At 58.7% G+C, this 19,733-nt stretch carries 15 protein-coding genes; 4 read left to right on the top strand and 11 right to left on the bottom strand.

Features of this window, described 5'->3' with window-relative positions; translation table 11 throughout:
* Nucleotides 1-305: 305 nt before the first annotated feature.
* Nucleotides 306-1,268, bottom strand: a complete 963-nt coding sequence (locus tag VGM18_11205; protein ID HEY3973565.1) for a nucleoside hydrolase — start codon at nucleotides 1,266-1,268, stop codon at nucleotides 306-308.
* Between the two features lie 223 nt (nucleotides 1,269-1,491).
* Here VGM18_11205 and VGM18_11210 point away from each other — a divergent pair, with 223 nt between their 5' ends.
* The gene (locus VGM18_11210; protein HEY3973566.1) at nucleotides 1,492-2,469 is read left to right on the top strand and encodes an AcrB/AcrD/AcrF family protein; all 978 of its coding nucleotides are present in this window, start codon (nucleotides 1,492-1,494) and stop codon (nucleotides 2,467-2,469) included.
* An 85-nt stretch (nucleotides 2,470-2,554) separates the two neighbouring features.
* On the opposite strand, the gene VGM18_11215 is transcribed toward VGM18_11210, so the two are convergent.
* From VGM18_11215 to cdd, 3 genes are read right to left on the bottom strand one after another with little or no spacing between them, the layout of a single operon-like run.
* Nucleotides 2,555-3,781 carry a NupC/NupG family nucleoside CNT transporter gene (locus VGM18_11215; protein HEY3973567.1) on the bottom strand — a complete coding sequence of 409 codons (1,227 nt, stop codon included), beginning with the start codon at nucleotides 3,779-3,781 and terminating at the stop codon, nucleotides 2,555-2,557.
* On the bottom strand, nucleotides 3,782-5,149 hold the full coding sequence (locus tag VGM18_11220; protein HEY3973568.1) for a thymidine phosphorylase: 1,368 nt from the start codon (nucleotides 5,147-5,149) through the stop codon (nucleotides 3,782-3,784). It abuts the gene before it with no gap.
* Nucleotides 5,146-5,556, bottom strand: a complete 411-nt coding sequence (gene cdd, locus VGM18_11225; GenBank protein ID HEY3973569.1) for a cytidine deaminase — start codon at nucleotides 5,554-5,556, stop codon at nucleotides 5,146-5,148. Before cdd ends, VGM18_11220 begins: the two co-directional genes overlap by 4 nt.
* A gap of 240 nt (nucleotides 5,557-5,796) precedes the next feature.
* Here cdd and deoC point away from each other — a divergent pair, with 240 nt between their 5' ends.
* From deoC to VGM18_11240, 3 genes are all read left to right on the top strand, one after another.
* Complete coding sequence (deoC, locus tag VGM18_11230; GenBank protein HEY3973570.1) at nucleotides 5,797-6,819, top strand: deoxyribose-phosphate aldolase; 1,023 nt, start codon at nucleotides 5,797-5,799, stop codon at nucleotides 6,817-6,819.
* 98 nt (nucleotides 6,820-6,917) lie between these two features.
* Entirely contained in the window at nucleotides 6,918-9,374 is a 2,457-nt protein-coding gene (locus VGM18_11235; protein HEY3973571.1) for an aldehyde dehydrogenase family protein, read from the top strand.
* A 274-nt stretch (nucleotides 9,375-9,648) separates the two neighbouring features.
* Nucleotides 9,649-11,154: an aldehyde dehydrogenase family protein gene (locus VGM18_11240; protein ID HEY3973572.1), complete on the top strand. Its 1,506-nt coding sequence runs from the start codon at nucleotides 9,649-9,651 to the stop codon at nucleotides 11,152-11,154.
* 268 nt (nucleotides 11,155-11,422) lie between these two features.
* On the opposite strand, the gene pyrR is transcribed toward VGM18_11240, so the two are convergent.
* The 7 genes from pyrR to VGM18_11275 all read right to left on the bottom strand — a co-directional run bounded on the left by pyrR (nucleotide 11,423) and on the right by VGM18_11275 (nucleotide 19,729).
* The gene (pyrR, locus tag VGM18_11245; protein HEY3973573.1) at nucleotides 11,423-11,992 is read right to left on the bottom strand and encodes a bifunctional pyr operon transcriptional regulator/uracil phosphoribosyltransferase PyrR; all 570 of its coding nucleotides are present in this window, start codon (nucleotides 11,990-11,992) and stop codon (nucleotides 11,423-11,425) included.
* A 214-nt stretch (nucleotides 11,993-12,206) separates the two neighbouring features.
* Nucleotides 12,207-14,054 carry a GGDEF domain-containing protein gene (locus VGM18_11250; GenBank protein ID HEY3973574.1) on the bottom strand — a complete coding sequence of 616 codons (1,848 nt, stop codon included), beginning with the start codon at nucleotides 14,052-14,054 and terminating at the stop codon, nucleotides 12,207-12,209.
* An 86-nt stretch (nucleotides 14,055-14,140) separates the two neighbouring features.
* The gene (gene kynU / locus VGM18_11255; GenBank protein ID HEY3973575.1) at nucleotides 14,141-15,412 is read right to left on the bottom strand and encodes a kynureninase; all 1,272 of its coding nucleotides are present in this window, start codon (nucleotides 15,410-15,412) and stop codon (nucleotides 14,141-14,143) included.
* Nucleotides 15,409-16,776 carry an NAD(P)/FAD-dependent oxidoreductase gene (locus VGM18_11260; protein ID HEY3973576.1) on the bottom strand — a complete coding sequence of 456 codons (1,368 nt, stop codon included), beginning with the start codon at nucleotides 16,774-16,776 and terminating at the stop codon, nucleotides 15,409-15,411. Before VGM18_11260 ends, kynU begins: the two co-directional genes overlap by 4 nt.
* A gap of 103 nt (nucleotides 16,777-16,879) precedes the next feature.
* Entirely contained in the window at nucleotides 16,880-18,739 is a 1,860-nt protein-coding gene (locus tag VGM18_11265; protein ID HEY3973577.1) for a tryptophan 2,3-dioxygenase family protein, read from the bottom strand.
* A gap of 18 nt (nucleotides 18,740-18,757) precedes the next feature.
* Nucleotides 18,758-19,291 carry a 3-hydroxyanthranilate 3,4-dioxygenase gene (locus tag VGM18_11270; GenBank protein ID HEY3973578.1) on the bottom strand — a complete coding sequence of 178 codons (534 nt, stop codon included), beginning with the start codon at nucleotides 19,289-19,291 and terminating at the stop codon, nucleotides 18,758-18,760.
* A 9-nt stretch (nucleotides 19,292-19,300) separates the two neighbouring features.
* Nucleotides 19,301-19,729, bottom strand: a complete 429-nt coding sequence (locus VGM18_11275; protein ID HEY3973579.1) for a RidA family protein — start codon at nucleotides 19,727-19,729, stop codon at nucleotides 19,301-19,303.
* Nucleotides 19,730-19,733 lie beyond the last annotated feature (4 nt).

Consider the following 19,733-nt stretch of genomic DNA (forward strand, 5'->3'; position numbering starts at 1 on the left):
ACAGCCGCCCTCGGCTGTCCGGTCGAGCGAAGCTCGACGACTGCTGCCGGTAGCTCCGCCAAATGCCCTGCGCGGCGATTCTGCGTCGCGTGTGCGCATTCCGACACTACCGGTCGACCCCATGGTCGGCGCTTTTTTGACGCCCGCTGCGGGCGAGTTACATCGATTTAGTGATCGAATTTAAAATCAATGCCATCAGTAAGTTACAAGGAATTTATTGCACATGGGTTTAGCTCTAGAAATACCTATGGCCTCAAGCTCTTACAGACCAGTGCACCATTATTAGTGCAGCGTCCTGTGCAAAACTATCGCAGAGCTCGATACAACATCTCTTTCCATCGTCGGTTATCGATAGTCCAACAGACCTTGGCTCGACCCTTCGCAATGGCAGTCGTCCACACCGTCCGGTTGCGTTCATCGTCGGCGACATTCAGGCGATCAACTACGGTCATCCCTCGCGTGAGTTCACTCTCAGTTTCGACCTCGACATAGTGTTCGCTCGAGTCGGTGCCTATTGCGGGATCAAGCGCGAGACACATGGCGACCGGATCGGGCAGGCAGATGCCGTCTTCACCAGTCTGAATCTTGTAGGCGACCCGCGCGTGGCTGTTGCACTCGATAGCGAAGCGGGCGAGCGGCGTGTTGAATTTCTCCACCTGCGCAATGTCGCTGGGAGTGAGTACAGCTTCACCGCGGCAGAGATGCCAGCCGATCAGTTCGACGGCGAGGCCGCTTCGCATCACGATGGCCGCTGCGTCGGGGTCGACCCAGATGTTGTATTCGGCCGCGGGAGTCACGTTGCCTTCGCAGCACGGATTGCCGCCCATGATGACGCAGCGGCTGACCTTGCCCGCGATCGACGGCTGGCGCGAGAGCGCCAGCGCAATGTTGGTCAGCGGTCCCAGCGTTACGAGAACGAGTCCGGGATTCGCCTCAATGGTTTCGATGATGGCATCGACCGCATGCGCTGGCTGCGGCGATTGCCGCGGCGCGGGATAGTTGTGGTCGCCCAGTCCGTCGCGTCCGTGAAACCAGGTTGCATTCTCATACGCGCGCAGCAGCGGCTTGGCCGCGCCGGAATAAACGGGCACGTTCGCTCCGCATAATTCAACGGTATAGAGCGCGTTGCGCGTCGCCTGGGCCACAGGAACGTTGCCGGCAACGACAGTGATCGCGGCCACGCGGACGTCCGACGCTCGCAACGCCATAATGATCGCGACCGCGTCGTCAGAGGCGGTGTCGGTATCGATGAGAAATGTGCGCGGCACGGGCGTAAGCATAGCAGAAGGCTCACGTGGCCCCCGGACGCATTCGTCCGGGGAGGTGTCCCTAAGTACAGCGTCAGGACACTATCCGTCGAGCCCGTTGACAGGCTGGCGGACCCTTCGACTTCGCTCAGGGCAAGCTGCGTCCGCCGCCACGTGATTCGTACTCGACTTGTGGCATGCGGCCAAGAAGAGTACAGTTAACCGCTTTGCCACGGAGACCGGAATGTTTACGCCGCCAAGTCTGACGATTGCGTTGTTGATGATGATCACCAGCGCCATCTGCTGGGGGTCCTGGGCCAACACTTTCAAGGGCGTCAAGAATTATCGCTTCGAACTTTTTTATTGGGATTATGCGATCGGAATTTTTCTGATCTCTCTCGTCCTCGCCTTCACCATGGGCAGCAGCGGCCACGATGCCAACAGTTTTCTGAACAACGTCGCCTCTGCCGGCCCGACCAACATGATTTCAGCTATGGTGGGCGGAGCGATTTTCAATCTGGCCAATCTGCTGCTGGTCGCGGCCATCGACTTGGCGGGGCTAGCGGTCGCATTTCCGGTTTCGATCGGAATCGCGCTGGTGGTCGGCGTTGTGCTGAATTACGTTCTGCAACCGCAGGGCAGCGCTCTGCTGCTGGCTGCGGGCGTGGCGTGCGCGCTGATCGCGGTGATTCTGGATGGCAAAGCTTACGGCAACCTGAAGCGCGCGGCCAGCGGAACGTCGCGCAAGAGCATTATCCTCTGCGTGGTTTCGGGAACGTTGATGGGCCTGTGGAGTCCGTTCTCGACCTACGCGATGACGCGCGGAAATCCGCTCACGCCTTACAGCGGCGTCGTATTTCTCACGCTGGGGGCGCTGCTGTCGTGCTTTATCTGGAACCTGTATTTTATGAAGCATCCCATCGTGGGCGAACCGGTGAGCTTGAGCGGCTTTTTCGGCGGCCCGCCTTCGGGCCATTTGCTGGGATTGCTGGGCGGCGTGATCTGGGGGCTGGGCACGGTTTTCAATCTGACCGCGGGCAAACTCACAGGACAGGCGATCTCCTATGCGATCGGGCAATCGGCTCCGATGGTGGCGGCGTTGTGGGGAGTGCTGGCGTGGAAAGAATTCGAGGGCTCGGGGGCGCGCGCAAAAATTTATTTAGCGTTGATGTTTGTTTTCTACGGGCTGGCTATTGTGCTGGTCGCGCGCGCGAACGGATAGGCAATCTGGTCGTTAGTCGTTGGTCTTAGGAGTCTTAGGCCTTCGCTAACGACTAACGACCAACGACTAACGACGATTTTCCCCTCTAAAGTAGCATGCCGGCGATCGACGCCGACATCAGATTGGCCATGGTTCCGGCGAGCATGGCGCGCACGCCGAGGCGAGCCAAGTCGCCGCGGCGGTTCGGAGCCAGCGCGCCGATGCCGCCGATTTGAATTCCGATCGAGCTGAAGTTGGCGAAGCCGCACAGCGCGAAGGTCGCGATGGTAAACGATCGCGGATCGAGCGTGGCCTTCATCTGGCCGAGTTTGGTGAAGGCGACGAGTTCGTTCAGCACCATGCGCGTGCCCAGCAGGTTGCCCACCGCGGTGCAATCCTGTTTCGGAATGCCGATCACCCACGCGATCGGCGCAAAGACGTATCCGAAGATCTTCTCGATGCTGTCGGGGAACCAGGCGATGTGATTGTGAATGCCCCCGAAGATGCCGTCGGCGAGCGCGATGAGCGCGAGAAACGCGATCAGCATAGCGCCGATATTGAGCGCCATGTGCAGGCCGTCGCCGGTGCCGCGGGCGATGGCGCCGAGAAGATTTTCTGTCTCTTTACCCGGTTCGTCTTCGGGCATCACGACGCGGCCGGCGGTTTTGGGCTGCTCGGTTTCGGGCACAAGCATCTTCGAAATCAAAATCGTCCCCGGCGCGGTCATGATCACGGCGCTGAGCACATGCCTGGGTTCCGCGCCGAAGGCGAAGTAGGCCGCCATGATGGACCCTGAAACGTGCGCCATGCCGCTCGTCATCACCGTCATGAGTTCGGAGCGGGTGAGATCGGGCAGGAACGGGCGAATGGTGACCGGCGCTTCGGTCTGTCCCATAAAGATGCTGGCGGCGACGTTGAGCGACTCGGCGCCGCTGGCGCCCATGATGCGCGTCATGAGCCAGGCGGCGATGCGGATCACGAATTGCATGATGCCGAAGTAGTACAGGATGGCGAAGAGCGCGCAAATAAAAATGACGACGGGAAGCACCTGGAAGGCAAAGATGAAACCGATGCTGGAGCGCTGCTTTCCCAGTTCGCCGAAAATAAATTCCGAGCCCACATAGGCATAGTTGAGCACGCGCTGAGCGGCATCGCCTGCCGCTTGAAATATGGCTCGGCCTTTGGGAACGCGCAGCACAAAGATCGCAAACACGATTTGCAAGCCCAATCCCCAAGCCACGGTCTTGACGCGAATGGCGCGGCGGTTGGTGGAGAAAGCGAAGGCGAGCGCGAGCATGGTCAACAGGCCAAGAATTCCCGTGAATCGTCCCATTCAGTTTTTCTCCCGAGAAGCGCCGATGCTGTTTCTGTCGATGATTCTGTGGATGAGCGGGCGCTTGGTGGTCGGCGCAGCATCGCCGATGTCGTAACTGGCCGCGATCAATTGTCGGGCGCGCTCGGCTTTGGCTTCCGCATTGTAGTAAATCGTCGCGATCGGCTCGCTCGCGGCCACGTGATCTCCAACTTTTTTGCGCAGCACGATCCCTACCGAAGGATCGACTGAATCTTCTTTGCGCTCACGGCCGCCGCCGAGAATCACGCATGCCGTGCCGACTTGCTCGCATTGTATGGAGGCGACGTAGCCGGCCCTGGAGCTGGCCACCGGCATCGTATGTAGCGCCTGCGGCAAGCGTTTTGCATCGTCAATTACCCGCGCGTCCCCGCCCTGCAACTCCACCATCTGCCGGAATTTCTCCAGCGCCTTGCCGGAAGAAATTAATTTTGCGCTCTGCTGTTTGCCTTCCGCGACCGTTTTGGAGGCTCCGCCCAAGTGCAGCATCCAGCCAGCGGTTTCAAGGCAGAGTTCGCGCAGGTCCTCCGGGCCGGCGCCGCGCAGAATTTCGACAACTTCCACGACTTCCAGAGAGTTGCCGATCATGGTTCCCAGCGGTTGATCCATATCCGTGATCAGCGCGACAACCTGTTTGCCCATACGCTCGCCGGTTTCTACCATGAGTTCGGCGAGGAACGCGGCATCTTTTTCGCTCTTCATGAAAGCGCCCGAGCCGGTCTTCACGTCGAGAACGAGAGCGTCGATGCCCTCCGCGAGTTTTTTGCTCATGATGGAAGCGCAAATCAGATACGGACTCTCGACCGTGCCGGTCACGTCGCGCAGCGCGTAGAGTTTGCGATCGGCGGGAGCAATCTCGGCCGTCTGCCCGATCATGCAGCAGCCGCAGATTTCGAGCACTCGGCGGAATTCCGCGACCGGAAGATTCACGTTGAATCCGGGGATCGCTTCGAGTTTGTCGAGCGTTCCGCCGGTGTGTCCCAGTCCACGTCCGCTAATCATTGGCACGACGATGCCCGCCGCGGCTGCCAGGGGAGCAAGCACGAGAGAAGTTTTGTCGCCGACGCCGCCGGTGGAGTGCTTGTCGACTTTTCTCGCGGGCAAGGAAGAAAGATCGAGCACATCGCCCGAGTGCAGCATCGCGTCGGTGAGGGCCGCGGTTTCGGGGCGCGTCATCCCCTTCAGTACTACTGCCATCAGCCAGGCGGAAACCTGATAGTCGGGAATCTCGCCGTTGGTGTAGGCGGTAACCAGGCCCTCGATTTCGGTCCGCGAAAGTTCAACGCCATCGCGCTTTTTGCGGATCACATCGATGGCACGAAAAGTTTGCGGCACCGGAGGTTGGCTCACTGTAAGCGGAATCCTTCTGGAAGGAGTTCGGTGATGTGCGCCTGCCTGGGGCCGGCGGCGGTCTGAAAGAATATGGTTGCGTCGGGACCGAATTCATAAATCACCTGGCGACACGCGCCGCACGGGGAGCAGGCCACTCCATGATCGTTGGCGACGGCGACTGCCTGGATCTCGATCTTCGGGCCAAGTTGCGCGACTGCGGTAAAGATGGCGGTGCGCTCGGCACAGTTGGTCATGCCGTAGGAAGCGTTCTCGACATTGCAGCCGGAAAAGATTTTTCCGTTGGTCAGCAGGACGGCGGCGCCGACGCGGAAATTGGAATAGGGGGCGTGGGCATTTTTCATCACTTTGATGGCGGCTTGCTCCAGCTTCTTGCGCAGGCCGGCAGAGATTGGTTTCTTGGACATGGAAAACGAGCTGTGTACTGCGGCGAAATCGCTTCGCTGAATCGCGCCATTGTAAACCCTGAGATGGAGTTGCCGGATTTTTTCTCGTTGTCGCGCACCTGGATCACGTGGCCCCGGACGCATTCGGCCGGCGGCCCTGGCGGGCGGACGAATGCGTCCGCCCCCACGTGTTCGGCGTCGCTACCGACAGTGGATCCCATTCGCGTTGTGCGATTGGGCTGCCGTACAATATCCAACGCGATGTCAGTCGAGCGCAAAGCTAAGAGTGAAGCCGCGTCCGCGAACGCGATCGCCACGCTGGCGGGAAATGCATTGCTCTCGAATTCTGGAATTCCTCTCGATCTGAATTGGGTGCGGGACGTTCGTGTGAACACGAGCGCCGTGGAGCGCCGCGCACAGTCGCAAACTGCGCGACGCACGGTGAAGAAAGAGTGGCAGGCTGCCTGGCTATTGCGCGCCATTACTTGCATGGACCTGACGACGCTCTCCGGCGACGATACGGACGAGCGCGTGCGGCGACTGTGCGCGAAGGCGCGGCAGCCTCTGCAACACGAACTCGTACAGAAACTCGGCATCGAGGAACTCGGCATCAAGGTGGGCGCAGTTTGCGTTTATCACGCTTTCATCGAAACGGCGGTGCATGCGCTGGAAGGCAGCGGCATTCCGGTTGCAGCAGTCTCCACTGGATTTCCTGCGGGCCTGTCGCCGATGAGCGAGCGGGTTGCGGAAATTCGCCGCTCGGTGGAAGCGGGAGCGCATGAGATCGACGTGGTCATCACCCGCGCTCAGGTTTTTGGCGGGCGCTGGCAGGCGCTCTACGATGAAGTCGCGGAGTTTAAGTCTGCGTGCGCCGGCAAGGCGCACATGAAAGTCATTCTCGGCACGGGCGATCTACTGACTTACCGCAATGTTGCTCGCGCGAGTTTTGTGGCCATGATGGCGGGCGCGGATTTCATCAAGACTTCCACGGGGAAAGAACCGACGAACGCCACGCTGCCGGTGAGTCTGGTGATGGTTCGCGCCATTCGCGAATACGCGCAGAATACCGGGATGGCGGTTGGTTTCAAGCCTGCGGGAGGAATTCGCACTGCGAAACAGTCGCTCGATTGGCTGGCGATGATGAAAGAGGAACTGGGTGTGTCGTGGACACGGGCCGAGTTGTTTCGCTTCGGTGCGAGCGGCTTGCTGGGAGATATTGAGCGGCAACTGGAGCACTATGCGACAGGACGGTACTCGGCGGAGTATCGGCATCCGATTGCGTAACTTTCGAAAGGACCAGCCGTTGAAAGTTTGCAACAGCGAGGGCGGGACGCCCTCGCGACAGCCGGCGGGACGCCGGCGCTACAAAAGATCGAACTGAAATGAGTATCGCGGAAAAATTCGTTTCTATGGAGTACGGGCCTGCTCCCGAAGATCCGAAGGAGGCGCTGGTTTGGCTGGAGCGACACTCGCGCCGGTTTGGTCACTTTATCGGTGGAGTGTGGCAAGCTCCTGCGGCGGGAGAATACTTCGACACGATTGATCCTTCCAATGGTGAAAAGTTGGCGGCGATTGCCCAAGGCGGCGCCGCTGACGTTGACGCCGCCGTTCGCGCTGCGCGCGCGGCGTCCCCAAAATGGCGCGCGCTCACGCCGCATGTTCGTGCTCGCTATCTCTATGCGCTCGCGCGGCTGGTGCAGAAGCATTCGAGGCTGCTGGCTGTTCTCGAAACCATGGACAACGGCAAGCCCATCCGCGAGAGCCGCGACATCGACATTCCTCTGGTGGCGCGGCATTTTTACTACCATGCTGGGTGGGCGCAGTTGCTGGAACAGGAGTTTCCAGGGTACGAACCGTGCGGCGTCGTTGGACAAATTATCCCGTGGAATTTTCCGCTGCTGATGCTGGCTTGGAAGATTGCGCCGGCGCTGGCCACGGGAAACACGGTCGTGTTGAAGCCCGCCGAATTTACTCCGCTGACCGCGCTCGTGTTCGCGGAACTTTGTCTTGAAGCGGAATTGCCGGCTGGCGTCGTCAACATCGTGACTGGCGACGGCTCGACGGGCGAGGCGCTGGTAAAGCATCCGGATGTGGACAAGATTGCATTCACGGGCTCGACTGAAGTGGGACGCGCCATTCGTGGTGCGACGGCTGCGAGTCATAAGAAGCTCTCGCTGGAACTGGGCGGCAAGTCTCCGTTCATTATTTTCGAAGACGCCGACCTCGATAGCGCAGTCGAGGGCCTGGTCGATGGAATCTGGTTCAATCAGGGGCAAGTGTGCTGCGCGGGCTCACGCCTGCTGATGCAGGAAAGCATCGCGGAGCCGCTGATGGCGAAGATTCGCGACCGCATGAGCACGCTGCGTATTGGATCTCCGCTGGATAAGGCGATCGACATTGGCGCGATTGTGGCGCGTGTGCAACTGGAACGCATCGAGCGCATGGTGGCGCAAGGCGTTGCGGACGGAGCGACTTGCTGGCAGCCGCAGGTTGTGCTGCCCGCGCGCGGATTTTTTTATCCGCCGACGCTGTTGAGCAATGTACATCCCACGTCGATTGTCGCGCAGCAGGAAATTTTCGGACCGGTGCTGGCGGCCATGACGTTCCGCACGCCGAAAGAAGCCGTTGAACTCGCCAACAACACGGTGTATGGCTTAGCGTCGTGCGTGTGGAGCGAGAACATCAACGTCGCGCTGCACGTGGCCGCGCAAATCAAGGCTGGGGTGGTGTGGGTGAACTGCACGAACATGTTCGACGCGGCCTGCGGCTTTGGCGGATATCGCGAGAGCGGATATGGCCGCGAAGGCGGACGCGAAGGGCTGATGGAGTATATGGAGCCTTCTTGGTTCAAGCATGCGACGAAGTTGGCTCCTACAACACCAGAAGAGAAGTCCTCACCCTTCGACAAGCTCAGGGCAGGCTTTCTCGCAACAGACGCGAGAAGTGGGGCACCCAGCGATGGGGCACGCAGCGCGGATGAGGCTGACGCTTCCGCCCCTGCGATTGACCGCACGGTGAAGCTTTACATTGGCGGAAAGCAGGCGCGTCCGGACTCGGGCTACAGCATGGAAGTTCGATCGGCGGATGGACGACTTCTGGGCGAAGCTCCTCTGGGCAATCGCAAAGATATTCGCAACGCCGTGGAAGCGGCGCGCAAGGCTGAAGCGTGGGGCAAGGCTACTGGGCACAACCGCGCGCAGGTCCTCTATTACTGCGCGGAGAATCTGGCGCAGCGCCAGAACGAGATCATTCATCGCCTGGCGGCAGCGGTCGAGGAGAAACAGGCTGCGGCGGAAGTCGAGCTCGGGATCGAGCGCATTTTTTCCTATGCGGCGTGGGCTGACAAGTTCGACGGGGCGGCGCACAATCCGCCGTTTCGTAATATTGCCATCGCGATGAACGAGGCCATCGGAACGGTCGGCGTGATCTGCCCGACGGATGCACCCCTGCTGGGTTTTCTATCTTTAGTGCTGCCGCTGCTCTGCGTGGGTAATACGGTAATTGCCGTGCCCTCGGAGAAATATCCGCTCATCACCAGCGATCTCTACCAGCTTTTCGATACCAGCGATCTTCCCGGCGGGGCGGTCAACTTAGTGACGGGCTATGCGTCGCAATTGCTGAAGACTCTTGCCGAGCATGACGACGTCGACGCGATCTGGTGCTACGGCGACGAGGCTACTGTCGCGGCCGCGAAGGCAATGTCTACCGGAAATCTGAAGCAAGTTTGGACCAATGAAGGCCGCGTCATCGACTGGTTCAATCCGAAAGTAGCGGAGGGGCGTTGGTTTCTGGAACATGCGACGCAGGTGAAAAATATCTGGGTTCCCTACGGGGAATAGGGAGCCGTGTTGTGCTCGCGGGTTGGCTTTCGCGACGTGCCGGTTGAGCATGAGATCCTTCGCTTCGCCTGAAAAACGGCTCCGCTCAGGAGGACAACTCCGCTAATATGTGACGCAGGTATGTGTAAGGCGACCCATTCGCAATTGCATTTCTTTTGCCTCGGCGCTAGCATACCTCGGTCGCCTTCATTCGCCGGCATCATTACTTCCAAAGTGTCTGGCAAGTACGTCTGACCAAAAATGTCTGACCAAGTCGTCTGACTAAGGAGGCCCTATGGGCATCGCAGTATCCCCCCAGATTCATCCCCAAGTTGCGGAGTTCATCGATAAACCACGAAAAATGTTAATTAACGGCCGGTGGGTGAGCGCCGTCTCCGGAAAAACCTTTCCCACTTACAATCCCGCTACAGGCGAAGTTCTCGCTCAGGTCGCGGAAGGCGATAGAGAGGACATCAATCAGGCCGTGACGGCCGCTCGCAATGCCTTTGACAACGGTCCGTGGCGCCGCATGACGGCATCTGAACGCGGCCGCCTTATTTGGAAACTTGCCGATCTGCTCGAGCAGCATACCGAGGAGTTCGGCTACATCGAGAGTCTCGACAACGGCAAGCCGCTAAATATTGCCAAGGCCGCCGACGTTCCGCTCGCGGTCGATCTATTCCGCTACATGGCAGGATGGGCCACCAAGATCGAGGGCAACACGATTCCGCTTTCCGTTCCGTACACGCCGGGCGCAAAGTATCTCGCTTATACGCTGCGCGAGCCGGTCGGAGTTGTGGGGCAGATCATTCCATGGAATTTCCCGCTGTTGATGGCTGCGTGGAAACTGGGTCCGGCATTGGCCACGGGCTGCACGGTGGTGCTGAAGCCTGCCGAGCAAACTCCGCTCTCCGCGCTGCGTTTGGGCGAACTGATCATGGAAGCGGGCTTCCCCGAAGGAGTAGTGAATGTTGTTCCCGGCTATGGCGAGACAGCAGGTGCAGCCCTGGCGGCGCATCCCGACGTGGACAAAGTCGCGTTCACGGGATCGACCGAAGTCGGCAAGCTGATCGTGCACGCCGCCACGGGGAACCTCAAAAAAGTTTCGCTGGAGCTGGGCGGAAAGTCTCCGAACGTGGTGTTTAAAGACGCCGATCTGGAGACCGCGATTCCGGGCGCGGCCAGCGCCATCTTCTTCAATCACGGGCAGTGCTGCTGCGCGGGCTCGCGGTTGTACGTCGAGAAATCGATTTACGATCAGGTGGTGGAAGGCGTCGCGGAGCATGCCAGCAAAATCAAAGTCGGATCGGGGCTCGATCCGAAAACTGAAATGGGTCCGCTGGTCTCGCAAGAGCAGTTGGACCGGGTTTGCGGATATCTCGAATCAGGAGTAGCGGAGGGCGCGAAGGCGGCCGCCGGCGGGCACAGAGCCGGCGAACGTGGGTACTTTGTCGAGCCGACCGTTCTGGTGAACACAAAAGAAAACATGAAAGTCGTGCAGGAAGAAATCTTTGGGCCGGTGGTGACCGCAATGCCGTTCAGCGATCCGGAAGAAATTATTCCGCGGGCGAATAATAGCGACTACGGCCTGGCTGCGGCGGTTTGGACGCGCGATATCGGCAAGGCGCATCGCATGGCCGAGCAACTTCGCGCCGGCACTGTCTGGATCAACTGCTACAACATCTTCGATGCAGCGCTGCCCTTCGGAGGTTATAAGCAGTCCGGATGGGGCCGCGAGATGGGGCACGACGCGCTGAATCTTTACACGCAGACCAAGGCGGTTTGTACGCGGATCGCTTAGGTGCGGGATTTGCAAGTACCGGTTGACAGTTTTGCTTTCCCGGCGGCGTTTACGCGGGAGATCCTTCGCTGCGCCTGAAAAACGGCTACGCTCAGGATGACATCGCGATTATCAAACTGCATCCTGAGCAGTTTAAAAAATGACAAGGACGGTGGCTCCCGCCGCCGTCCTTTATTTTCAGGGGCTAAAGCCCGAAGATTTGTCGGGACTTCACGCGGCCCCTTCGGCTTCGCTCAGGGCAAGCTCTAAAGGGCCGCTCTTCCAGCCGTTATTTTTCCATCATCAGAACTTTTTCCGCATCGTCGATCTCGGTCAACTTGACTTCGATGACTTCGCTGGCAGTAGTCTGAACGTTGCGGCCAACAAACGTTGCTTCGACAGGAATCTCGCGATGTCCGCGGTCGATCAGCACGCAGAGTTGCACCCGCCGCGGCCGCCCGTGGGAGAAAAGCGCGTCGAGCGCCGCTCGCGTCGTGCGGCCAGTATAGAGAACATCATCGACCAGCACAATATTTTTGTCCTCGATCTCGAAGCCAATTTCCTTCTCCTGGACGACCGGCTTCGGTCCCAGCGTCGAGAGATCGTCACGGTAGAAAGTGATGTCCAAAGTCCCAACCGGAACTTTGGCGTTTTCGATGCGGGTAATGATCTTGCCCAGCCGTTCGGCGATAGGGACTCCGCGGCGGCGAATTCCGACCAGTCCCAGGCCATCCACACCACCATTTTTTTCTACGATCTCGTAGGCCAGGCGAACCAGCGTGCGCTCAATTTCCGACGCGGACATAAGTTGCGCCTTCTGCCGAAGGATTGTGTTGCGTGAAGGAGTCTTTGGATTCATTCAGGTTCATGCCTCTGCGGGCCGCGAGGCCGGCAACTCAATGTAGTCAACAGGACTCGCAGAGGTCAAGCGACGGTGGTGGAAATAGTGCACTCCGCGTACGCGCGGGATCGGTTGAGCGGGAGATCCCTCTCTTCGCCTGAAATGCGGCTCCGCTCGGGATGACAATCGCGGTTTTTAACACTCAATTCGCGGGAATCTAATCTGAGAGAAATCAAAGCGTGCCTTCGTTCACCGGCTCCGCGACTTCAATCTCCGCAGTCGCCGCATTCGCAGGTGCTGCCTTCGCGCACGGGCATTCTGTTCGGATAATGCGCGCGAGCGGAGGATCGCCCTTGCAGACTGAGACCAGATCGATCTCGTCAGGATTTTGCCCGGCTGCATCGGTCGCCACGATACCAACTCCCTGGTTTCTGCCGAAAGCCTTCGCGCGATACAAGGCCGCATCCGCCAATGCAATCGACTCCTCCGCGCAAATTGCCTCGAACGCCGCGCGGCTCCAGGGGTAGGCGGACCAACCGACCGAGCAGGTTTTTCTGACTGCGATGCCGTGGCCAAGCTCGAAGGGCTCCGATGCCATGACTTCGAGAACACGGCTGCAAAATGCGGGGGTCCCGGAGGGATCGGTCGAGCGGCTCATGATGAGAAATTCTTCTCCGCCCCAGCGCACCAGCACATCGGACTTCCGCACTACGGTGGAAAGCCTGTGCGCCACGAGTTGCAACAAGCGATCTCCCGCTGGATGACCGTGGCGGTCGTTGACTTCCTTGAAGAAATCGACATCGACCATGATGAATACGAGATCGCGATGATCCATTTTGCGGATGCCGCTGCCGCGCGCGCGCTGATAGTTTCGCAGCACCTGGCCGGCCTCCGCCGTGAGGATTTCTTCGAGATAACGGCGGTTCCAGACTCCGGTCAGAACATCGGTGAAGGAGATCTCCTGCAATTCAAGATTCTTGCGTTGCAGTTCCAGGCTATGCCAGCGCAGCGAATGCTCCTTGTTTTCCAGTTCATCTTTGAGCCGGCACATTTCGTCCAGGTTGTTGCGCGACAATTGGAGCAGGGTGAGCAGTTCCCGATCGAGCAGATGCTGCTTGAGAAAAACCAGCGCGCCCATCACGATCATTACAGCTACGGTAAGCAACAAGCGGAAGGTTCGAACTTTTTGTGGCGCGTCTCCGCCGAACTCAGCCCACGCCACCATAAGGGGGGTGAGGAATACGGCCAGCATGGCGAGACGGGCTTTCCAGATTCCGTAACTGCGGCTGGGCGGTTCTTCGATGGGATCCTGCGCGGCGGTTTCGCGCGCCAGAAAACCGACCCGGACAAACCATGCCATCCCCGCGACCAGCGGGACATCGAAGAGGCTGCCGGTGAAGTAGATGTGCAAATCGATCGCTTCGCTGGCCACCAGCGAGGCCACACAATAGAGCAGACTGGCTCCGCAGAGATGGAAGTAAATGCTTCGCCAGGCACCCCGGCTTTGTCGCCACACGATGACCAGGCCGGCGGTGAGCACGAGTTCTTCGCAGACGTAAAGCAGATCGAAGCTGCGCCCGTACACGGATTCAACCGGGTGTACGTACTGCCACGGAATCACGATGAATAAATATAAGAACAGCCACCAGGTGAAGAGCAGCGCGAAATCAAGTGTTCCCACCCGGATGGAGCGGTCGTTCTGTTGCACATGTGGCTGGAGAGCTACCGCGGCCATCATGGGAACGATGTGCAGAAAAAGAATTACGTCGCCGACAAACGGATTCGGCGCCTCGTGGCGCAGATAGATTTCGACATAAGTCCACAGCACCTGCGAGGCCAGCCACATGGCCAAGCCCAGACCCATCAGCGCCCAAAACAGGCGGGCTTTCGGGGCCGCTGTTTTCAGGTTAGGGAGAACCGCAAGGGTGGCGCAGAGCAGCACGACGCTTTGCAGCATGTCGCCGATTGCCGTGAGAGCAAATCCGCGGGGCACGAATACCGATAACAAAACATGCGCGCACACCACCGCGCACACAATCGCCATCCACCTGCGGGCATGCTGGAGCGGAGAAATTCCCACGGTTTCGATTGTAGGGTTACGGAAACGCACAAAAGCATTACTGAGGTAATCAAAAGAACGAGACCGACGTGGGGCGGCTCACTCCCCTAAAGTGCCACGGAGAACTGTTGCACGAAATGGTAAACGTCCTGATACGAGTTATATAAGGGCACGGCAGCTACCCGGAACGTGTCGGGCTCGCGCCAGTCTCCGATGACTCCTCCGGCGGTCAATCGGTCGCACAGCTTGCGGCCGTCAGTGGGCATGCGGATGGAGAGTTGGGCACCCCTTCGCTCCTGCTCCGGCGGAGTTATGATTGAGAACTTCGGCGAAGCATGTTGGCGGAGCAAAAACTCCATATATGCCGTGAGCGAAATGCTCTTGGCGCGCAAGGCTTCCATGCCGGCCCGAGAAAAAATCTCCATCGACGCACGCAGAGGAGCCAGAGCAAGAATTGGAGGGTTGCTCAACTGCCAGCCTTCCGCGCCCGGCATGGCATGAAAGTCTGGCCCCATCTGGAAGCGGACCTTTTCGTCATGTCCCCACCAGCCGGCGAAGCGCGGCAGATGCTGCGCGTGGGCGTGGCGCTCATGGACAAAGCAGCCCGCCACGCATCCTGGGCCGCCATTCAAATATTTGTAGCTGCACCATACCCCGAAGTCCGGACCCCAGTCGTGGAGGTGGAGCGGAATATTTCCGGAGGCATGCGCCAGGTCGAATCCGACCACGCATCCCTTGCGATGCCCCGCTTTTGTAACTGCCGCCAAATCGAAGGCCTGTCCGGTCGCGTAGTTCACGCCGCCCAGCAGGATCAGTGCGATCGAGTCACCCTCGCGTTCGATCAGCGCTTCGATATCTTCGTCGCGCATGCAGGATTCGCCGTCGCGCGGCGTGAGTTCCACCAGCGACGATGCCGGATCAAATTTATGAAACCGAATCTGAGAAGCCACGGCGTATTGATCCGACGGAAACGCTCCGCGTTCCACCAGAATCTTATGTCTAGCGTTCGTGGGGCGGTAAAACGACGCCATCATCAGGTGCAGGTTTACGGTGAGCGAATTCATGACCACGACTTCTTCCGGCTGCGCGCCGACCAGAGCCGCGGTCTGCTCGGTCAGCAGACGGTGGTAGGGCATCCAGGGATTTTTGGCGTGGAAGTGTCCCTCGACGCCGAGATGCGCCCAGTCGCGCAGTTCCTGGTCGAGATAGGCTCGCGCCGATTTTGGTTGCAGCCCGAGAGAGTGCCCGCACAGGTAGATGCAGTCTTCGCCTGTTTTCGTTTTTGGAATAAAAAAGAGTTCACGAAAATAAGCCAGGGGATCGCGCTCATCCATGGCAACGGCAAAGTCTCTTCCAATGTGAAACGGTGGAAGGGTCACGCGGCCAGATCCAGAGGCGTGAGTCCGCTGCGAATCAGCTGGTCAGCCCTTTCCCAATCGAGACCCTCGACCCGATCGATGGACTCGCAGAGCTCGCTGAGGATGCCATCTTGCACTTTTCCGCGCTGCAGTGCGGTCGCGTAGGGGATGCGATGAAACGTGACCATCGAATACTTGGGCACGAAAAGCCGCGGATATTTCGCTTCGAGCGCCAGCTCAACTTTCTTGCGAAAGAGAAATCGCGGGTCGGCCACGCGATCTCTCATCTCTACAAAATTTTCCACTGCCAGGTCGGCGATGGCATCGGTATTGATCTTTCGGGCCGACTCAAATTCGCGGAAGATCCGCGCCCAATCGGTTCCATGGCGATCGAGCAGTTCGAGCAGAACCGAACAATCTTCAAAGCCGCAATTGATTCCTTGCCCAAAAAAGGGAACGATCGCATGGGCCGCATCACCGAGCAGAAGAGCGCGGCGATCAATATGCCAGGGAGAACATTTGATCGTAACCATCGCGCCAGTAGGATTGGCAAAGAAATTTGCCGCCAGATCCGGCATAAGCGGAATCGCGTCGGGAAAGCGCGCCCGAAAGAATTCCAGCACAAGCTCAGGTGATGTCAGATGGGCAAAGCTGTCGGGACCTTCAAATGGTAGAAAAAGAATGCAGGCAAATGTGCCGTCGACATTGGGCAAGGCGATGAGCATGTAATTGCCGCGCGGCCAAATGTGAAGCGCATTCGTTTCCAATACGTGCATGCCGTCTGGCCCGGCTGGAATCGAAAGCTCCTTGTAGCCGTAATTAAGATATTGTTGCGAAAAGTTGAACCCGGTCATCTTCAACATCTCGTTGCGAATCGCCGACACCGATCCGTCACAGCCGATCACAACCTCGCGTTCGATCGTTCTGTTCTCGCCGCTGCGTTCATCTCGCAATAAAAGCTCTCCGGTCTTCAGATCGATCCCGGTACAACGTTGTTGAAAATTGATCTTCACCCCTGCCTGCTCAGCCGCACTGATCAGCGCAATATTCAATTCGGCTCGCGAAATCGAATTGATGACCTCATTGTCATTCCTGCCGTAGGCTTGAAAAGTGAGCTGCGATGTCGCCGAATGCATCATTCTTCCCCGCATCGGAACGACGATCTTCCGCATCTCGTCCCACAATCCAGCTTCGGTGAGGGCGTGAATTCCGCGGGTCGACAGGGCGAGGTTGATCGAGCGCCCGGCGCTCATGCGGACGCGCCGCATGTCAGACCGGCGCTCATAGATCTCAACCCGATGCCCGCGCTTGACCAGGCCCAGCGCCAGCAGCGGGCCATTCAGTCCCGCGCCAATCAGTGAAATGGGTTGGAGTGGAGAAGTCATGACATAGGTTTCAAAGTTTCAGAAGTTTCAAGGTTTCAAAGACACTAAACTTTGCAACTTTGAAACCTGGCAACTTAAGGCTTAGCGTAACGGCGACGCTTCGCTACTGCGTCAGGAGCGTTCGCGCCTCCCACAATTCGGGAAAGAATTTCTTGTCCAGGGTAAGTTTCAAATACGACGACCCGGCGCTGCCGCCCGTGCCCATGCGGACGCCAATCACGCGCTCGACCAGTTGTATATGTCGCAGCCGCCAGCTCACCACCAGTTCGTCGAACTCGGTGAGCCGTTCGCAGACATCGATCCAATCGCGATGGCTTCGTTCGTCCTGATAGAGCGAGAGCACGGCGCGGGCGCGCGCCTCGAAACGTTCGCGCTCGGTCGCTGTGTCGTCGAATCGCAATTTGCCCATGGTCCGCAGCGCGTCAAAGAAAACATCGTGCAGCGAAGGCTCACGCAGCCGGCGCTCCAACTGCGCATGCGCCTCGGGCGTCGGGCGATGGTAGCGCAACATTTTCTCGTCCTTCAGGCCGCATAAGAATTCCAACTCGCGAAATTGTTCCGATTGAAAACCGCTGGCGGGCTCGAGCTTTCCGCGGAAGGCCAGAAAGTGCGTCGGAAGCATGGTTTCGAGGATCGTGAACTGCTCCACCAATACGCGAGTAATTTCCGTGCAGCGCCGCAGCAAACGCGCTGCTTCATACACCTCATCGCGCGATTCAGGGTTCGCGCCGGCGCCGCGCAGGTTGGCGACCACCGCGTCCAGATCGTGCAGCAACTCCCGGAACCACAACTCGTAAGTCTGGTGCACGATGATGAACAAGAGTTCATCGTGGTGTTGCGGGTTCGATTGCGGGCGCTGCAACTTCAGAAGTTCCGGAACTTTGAGGTAGGAACTGTACGTGAGTTGCTCGGCGTGGGGAACGATCGGGGCGGCCGAGGTTGAAACCTCAGGGGTCGCTTGAGGCTGCGGGCGATTAAGCGCTAGAAATTCCACGGCATTCGCGCCCAGCAGCAGGTCTTTTTCGAGCGAGGACAATTCACTCGATCGAATCAGCGACCCGACGCGATGCTCGCCCAGCGGGAACGGATAGTCCGATCCGAGCATGACACGCTCCGCGCCCAGGGTTCCCACCAAAAACTGAAGAGCCCGCGCGTCGAACACTGCGGAATCTGTATAGAAGCGATTCAGATAATGCCTTGGAGGCAACTCGCAAACGCCGCGTGCCACGGGATGATGCTGCCAGGCGTTCTCGAGCCGTCCAAGCAAGAAGGCAAAACTTCCACCGCCATGAGCGAAGCAGATGCGTAGTTTCGTTGGCAGTTTGTCGAAGGCACCGCTTAAAATCATCGCGACGATGCCGAGTTGCGTCTCGGCCGGCATCGCGACGGTCCACGGCATCATGTACTTCGGCATGCGCTCGGGGGCGAGCATGTCCCAGGGGTGCACCAGTACAGCGGCGCCCTCATCCGAGCAATGATGCAGGAAGGTCACCATGCCGGGATCGTCGAGATTTTTCTCTCCGACGTGATTGCCGATCTGCACTCCCAGGTGCCCCGCGCGCATACACCGGCTCAGTTCTTGGCATGCGGAATCGATATCCTGTAGCGGAACCTGGCACAAGGACTTCAGCCGGCCCTGACCCTGGGCGCAGAGTCCGAGCGCCGCATCGTTGAACAGTTGCGCACAATCCAGCGCATGCTGAATGGGACGATCATAGGCGAACAGCACCGGCGTGGCCGAGAGAATTTGCATGTCCACTCCGTCGCGGTCCATCTCACTCAGCCGCACTTCGGGGTCCCAGCAAGCGGAATAGATCTGGCGGAAGAACCGATCCCCCACCATGATTTCCGCTTTGCCCGTCTCTGTATGCTTGATCCAGGGCCAGTTGGGAGTGCCGTAACGCGCCGCAAGATCGGGCCAATTGCGTGGAAAAAAGTGATTATGAATGTCGATGATTCGCATGATGGATGACTGACATGGCTACGGCTTGCCGGGATGAACCGCTCCGCAGTGTTTGCACTTGCGCAGGCTCTCGTCGCTGTAGAAGCGCTCAAACAAAGGCGGCAAATCAGTCACGATGCTTTTCAGTTTTACTTCCGCACGATGAACCAGTTGATGACAATTCGGGCAATACCACTCGAAGCCGTCCATAGCCCCCTCTGGGCGCGGCATCTCAACGACCACGCCGATGGTACCCGCCTGCAAGCGCTGCGGCGAATGACGCATGTGTTTGGGAAGGAGAAAAACTTCGCCTTCTTTAATTGGAATCTCCAGCGGCGGCTTACCGGGGGTCTCCATGAGGCGAAGAAAAATGTCGCCCTTGAGCTGGTAAAAAAACTCCTCGGTCGGATCGTCGTGGTAATCGCGCCGATTGTTCGGTCCGCCGACCACCGTGACCATCATCTCGCCGTCTTCCCAGACCTGGGCATTGCCCACGGGCGGCTTGAATTTTTCTTTGTTGGCTTCGATCCAACCCTGAAAGTTGAAGGCTCTTAGGTTCTTGATAGACGGCATTGCGGCTCCTTAATTCTTTTTCTCCGGCTGGTATGCCATCGCTCGAATTTCGATCAGCAAGTGTGGATGCGGCAACTGGTGGACGGCCACGGTCGTCCGAGTCGGCCCATCGTAGCCGAAGAATTCACCATACACGTCGTTGTATCCCGCGAAATCGTTCATGTTCACCAGGTAGGTCGTCACCTCGACAACATCTTCCAGTTGCGCGCCCGCGCTTTTCAGGATGTCACGCACGTTCTCAATCACGGCCCTGGTCTGCAAGCGAATATCGAGATGCGTGGCGCCGAGTTCATCGGCCTCCGCGCCGGCAATGGAATTGTCGGGGCGGCGCGCGCTGGTACCGGAAACAAACAGGAAGTCGCCCGCGCGCTTGACGTGAGGAAATTTTCCCCGCGGCTTTGCCTTTCCCGCCACCACCGTGCTTTCGACTTTCCCCATTTTT

It is taken from the genome of Candidatus Sulfotelmatobacter sp. (genome assembly GCA_036500765.1).
GTDB lineage: Bacteria > Acidobacteriota > Terriglobia > Terriglobales > Acidobacteriaceae > Sulfotelmatobacter.

What these genes read in the sequence shown, in the direction of transcription:
- pyrR (HEY3973573.1), bottom strand. Translation starts at nt 11,992, where the DNA reads ATGAATCCAAAGACTCCTTCACGCAACACAATCCTTCGGCAGAAGGCG.
- VGM18_11240 (HEY3973572.1), top strand. Translation starts at nt 9,649, where the DNA reads ATGGGCATCGCAGTATCCCCCCAGATTCATCCCCAAGTTGCGGAGTTC.
- VGM18_11215 (HEY3973567.1), bottom strand. Translation starts at nt 3,781, where the DNA reads ATGGGACGATTCACGGGAATTCTTGGCCTGTTGACCATGCTCGCGCTC.
- VGM18_11275 (HEY3973579.1), bottom strand. Translation starts at nt 19,729, where the DNA reads ATGGGGAAAGTCGAAAGCACGGTGGTGGCGGGAAAGGCAAAGCCGCGG.
- VGM18_11260 (HEY3973576.1), bottom strand. Translation starts at nt 16,776, where the DNA reads ATGACTTCTCCACTCCAACCCATTTCACTGATTGGCGCGGGACTGAAT.
- VGM18_11210 (HEY3973566.1), top strand. Translation starts at nt 1,492, where the DNA reads ATGTTTACGCCGCCAAGTCTGACGATTGCGTTGTTGATGATGATCACC.
- cdd (HEY3973569.1), bottom strand. Translation starts at nt 5,556, where the DNA reads ATGTCCAAGAAACCAATCTCTGCCGGCCTGCGCAAGAAGCTGGAGCAA.
- VGM18_11265 (HEY3973577.1), bottom strand. Translation starts at nt 18,739, where the DNA reads ATGCGAATCATCGACATTCATAATCACTTTTTTCCACGCAATTGGCCC.
- VGM18_11270 (HEY3973578.1), bottom strand. Translation starts at nt 19,291, where the DNA reads ATGCCGTCTATCAAGAACCTAAGAGCCTTCAACTTTCAGGGTTGGATC.
- deoC (HEY3973570.1), top strand. Translation starts at nt 5,797, where the DNA reads ATGTCAGTCGAGCGCAAAGCTAAGAGTGAAGCCGCGTCCGCGAACGCG.
- VGM18_11235 (HEY3973571.1), top strand. Translation starts at nt 6,918, where the DNA reads ATGAGTATCGCGGAAAAATTCGTTTCTATGGAGTACGGGCCTGCTCCC.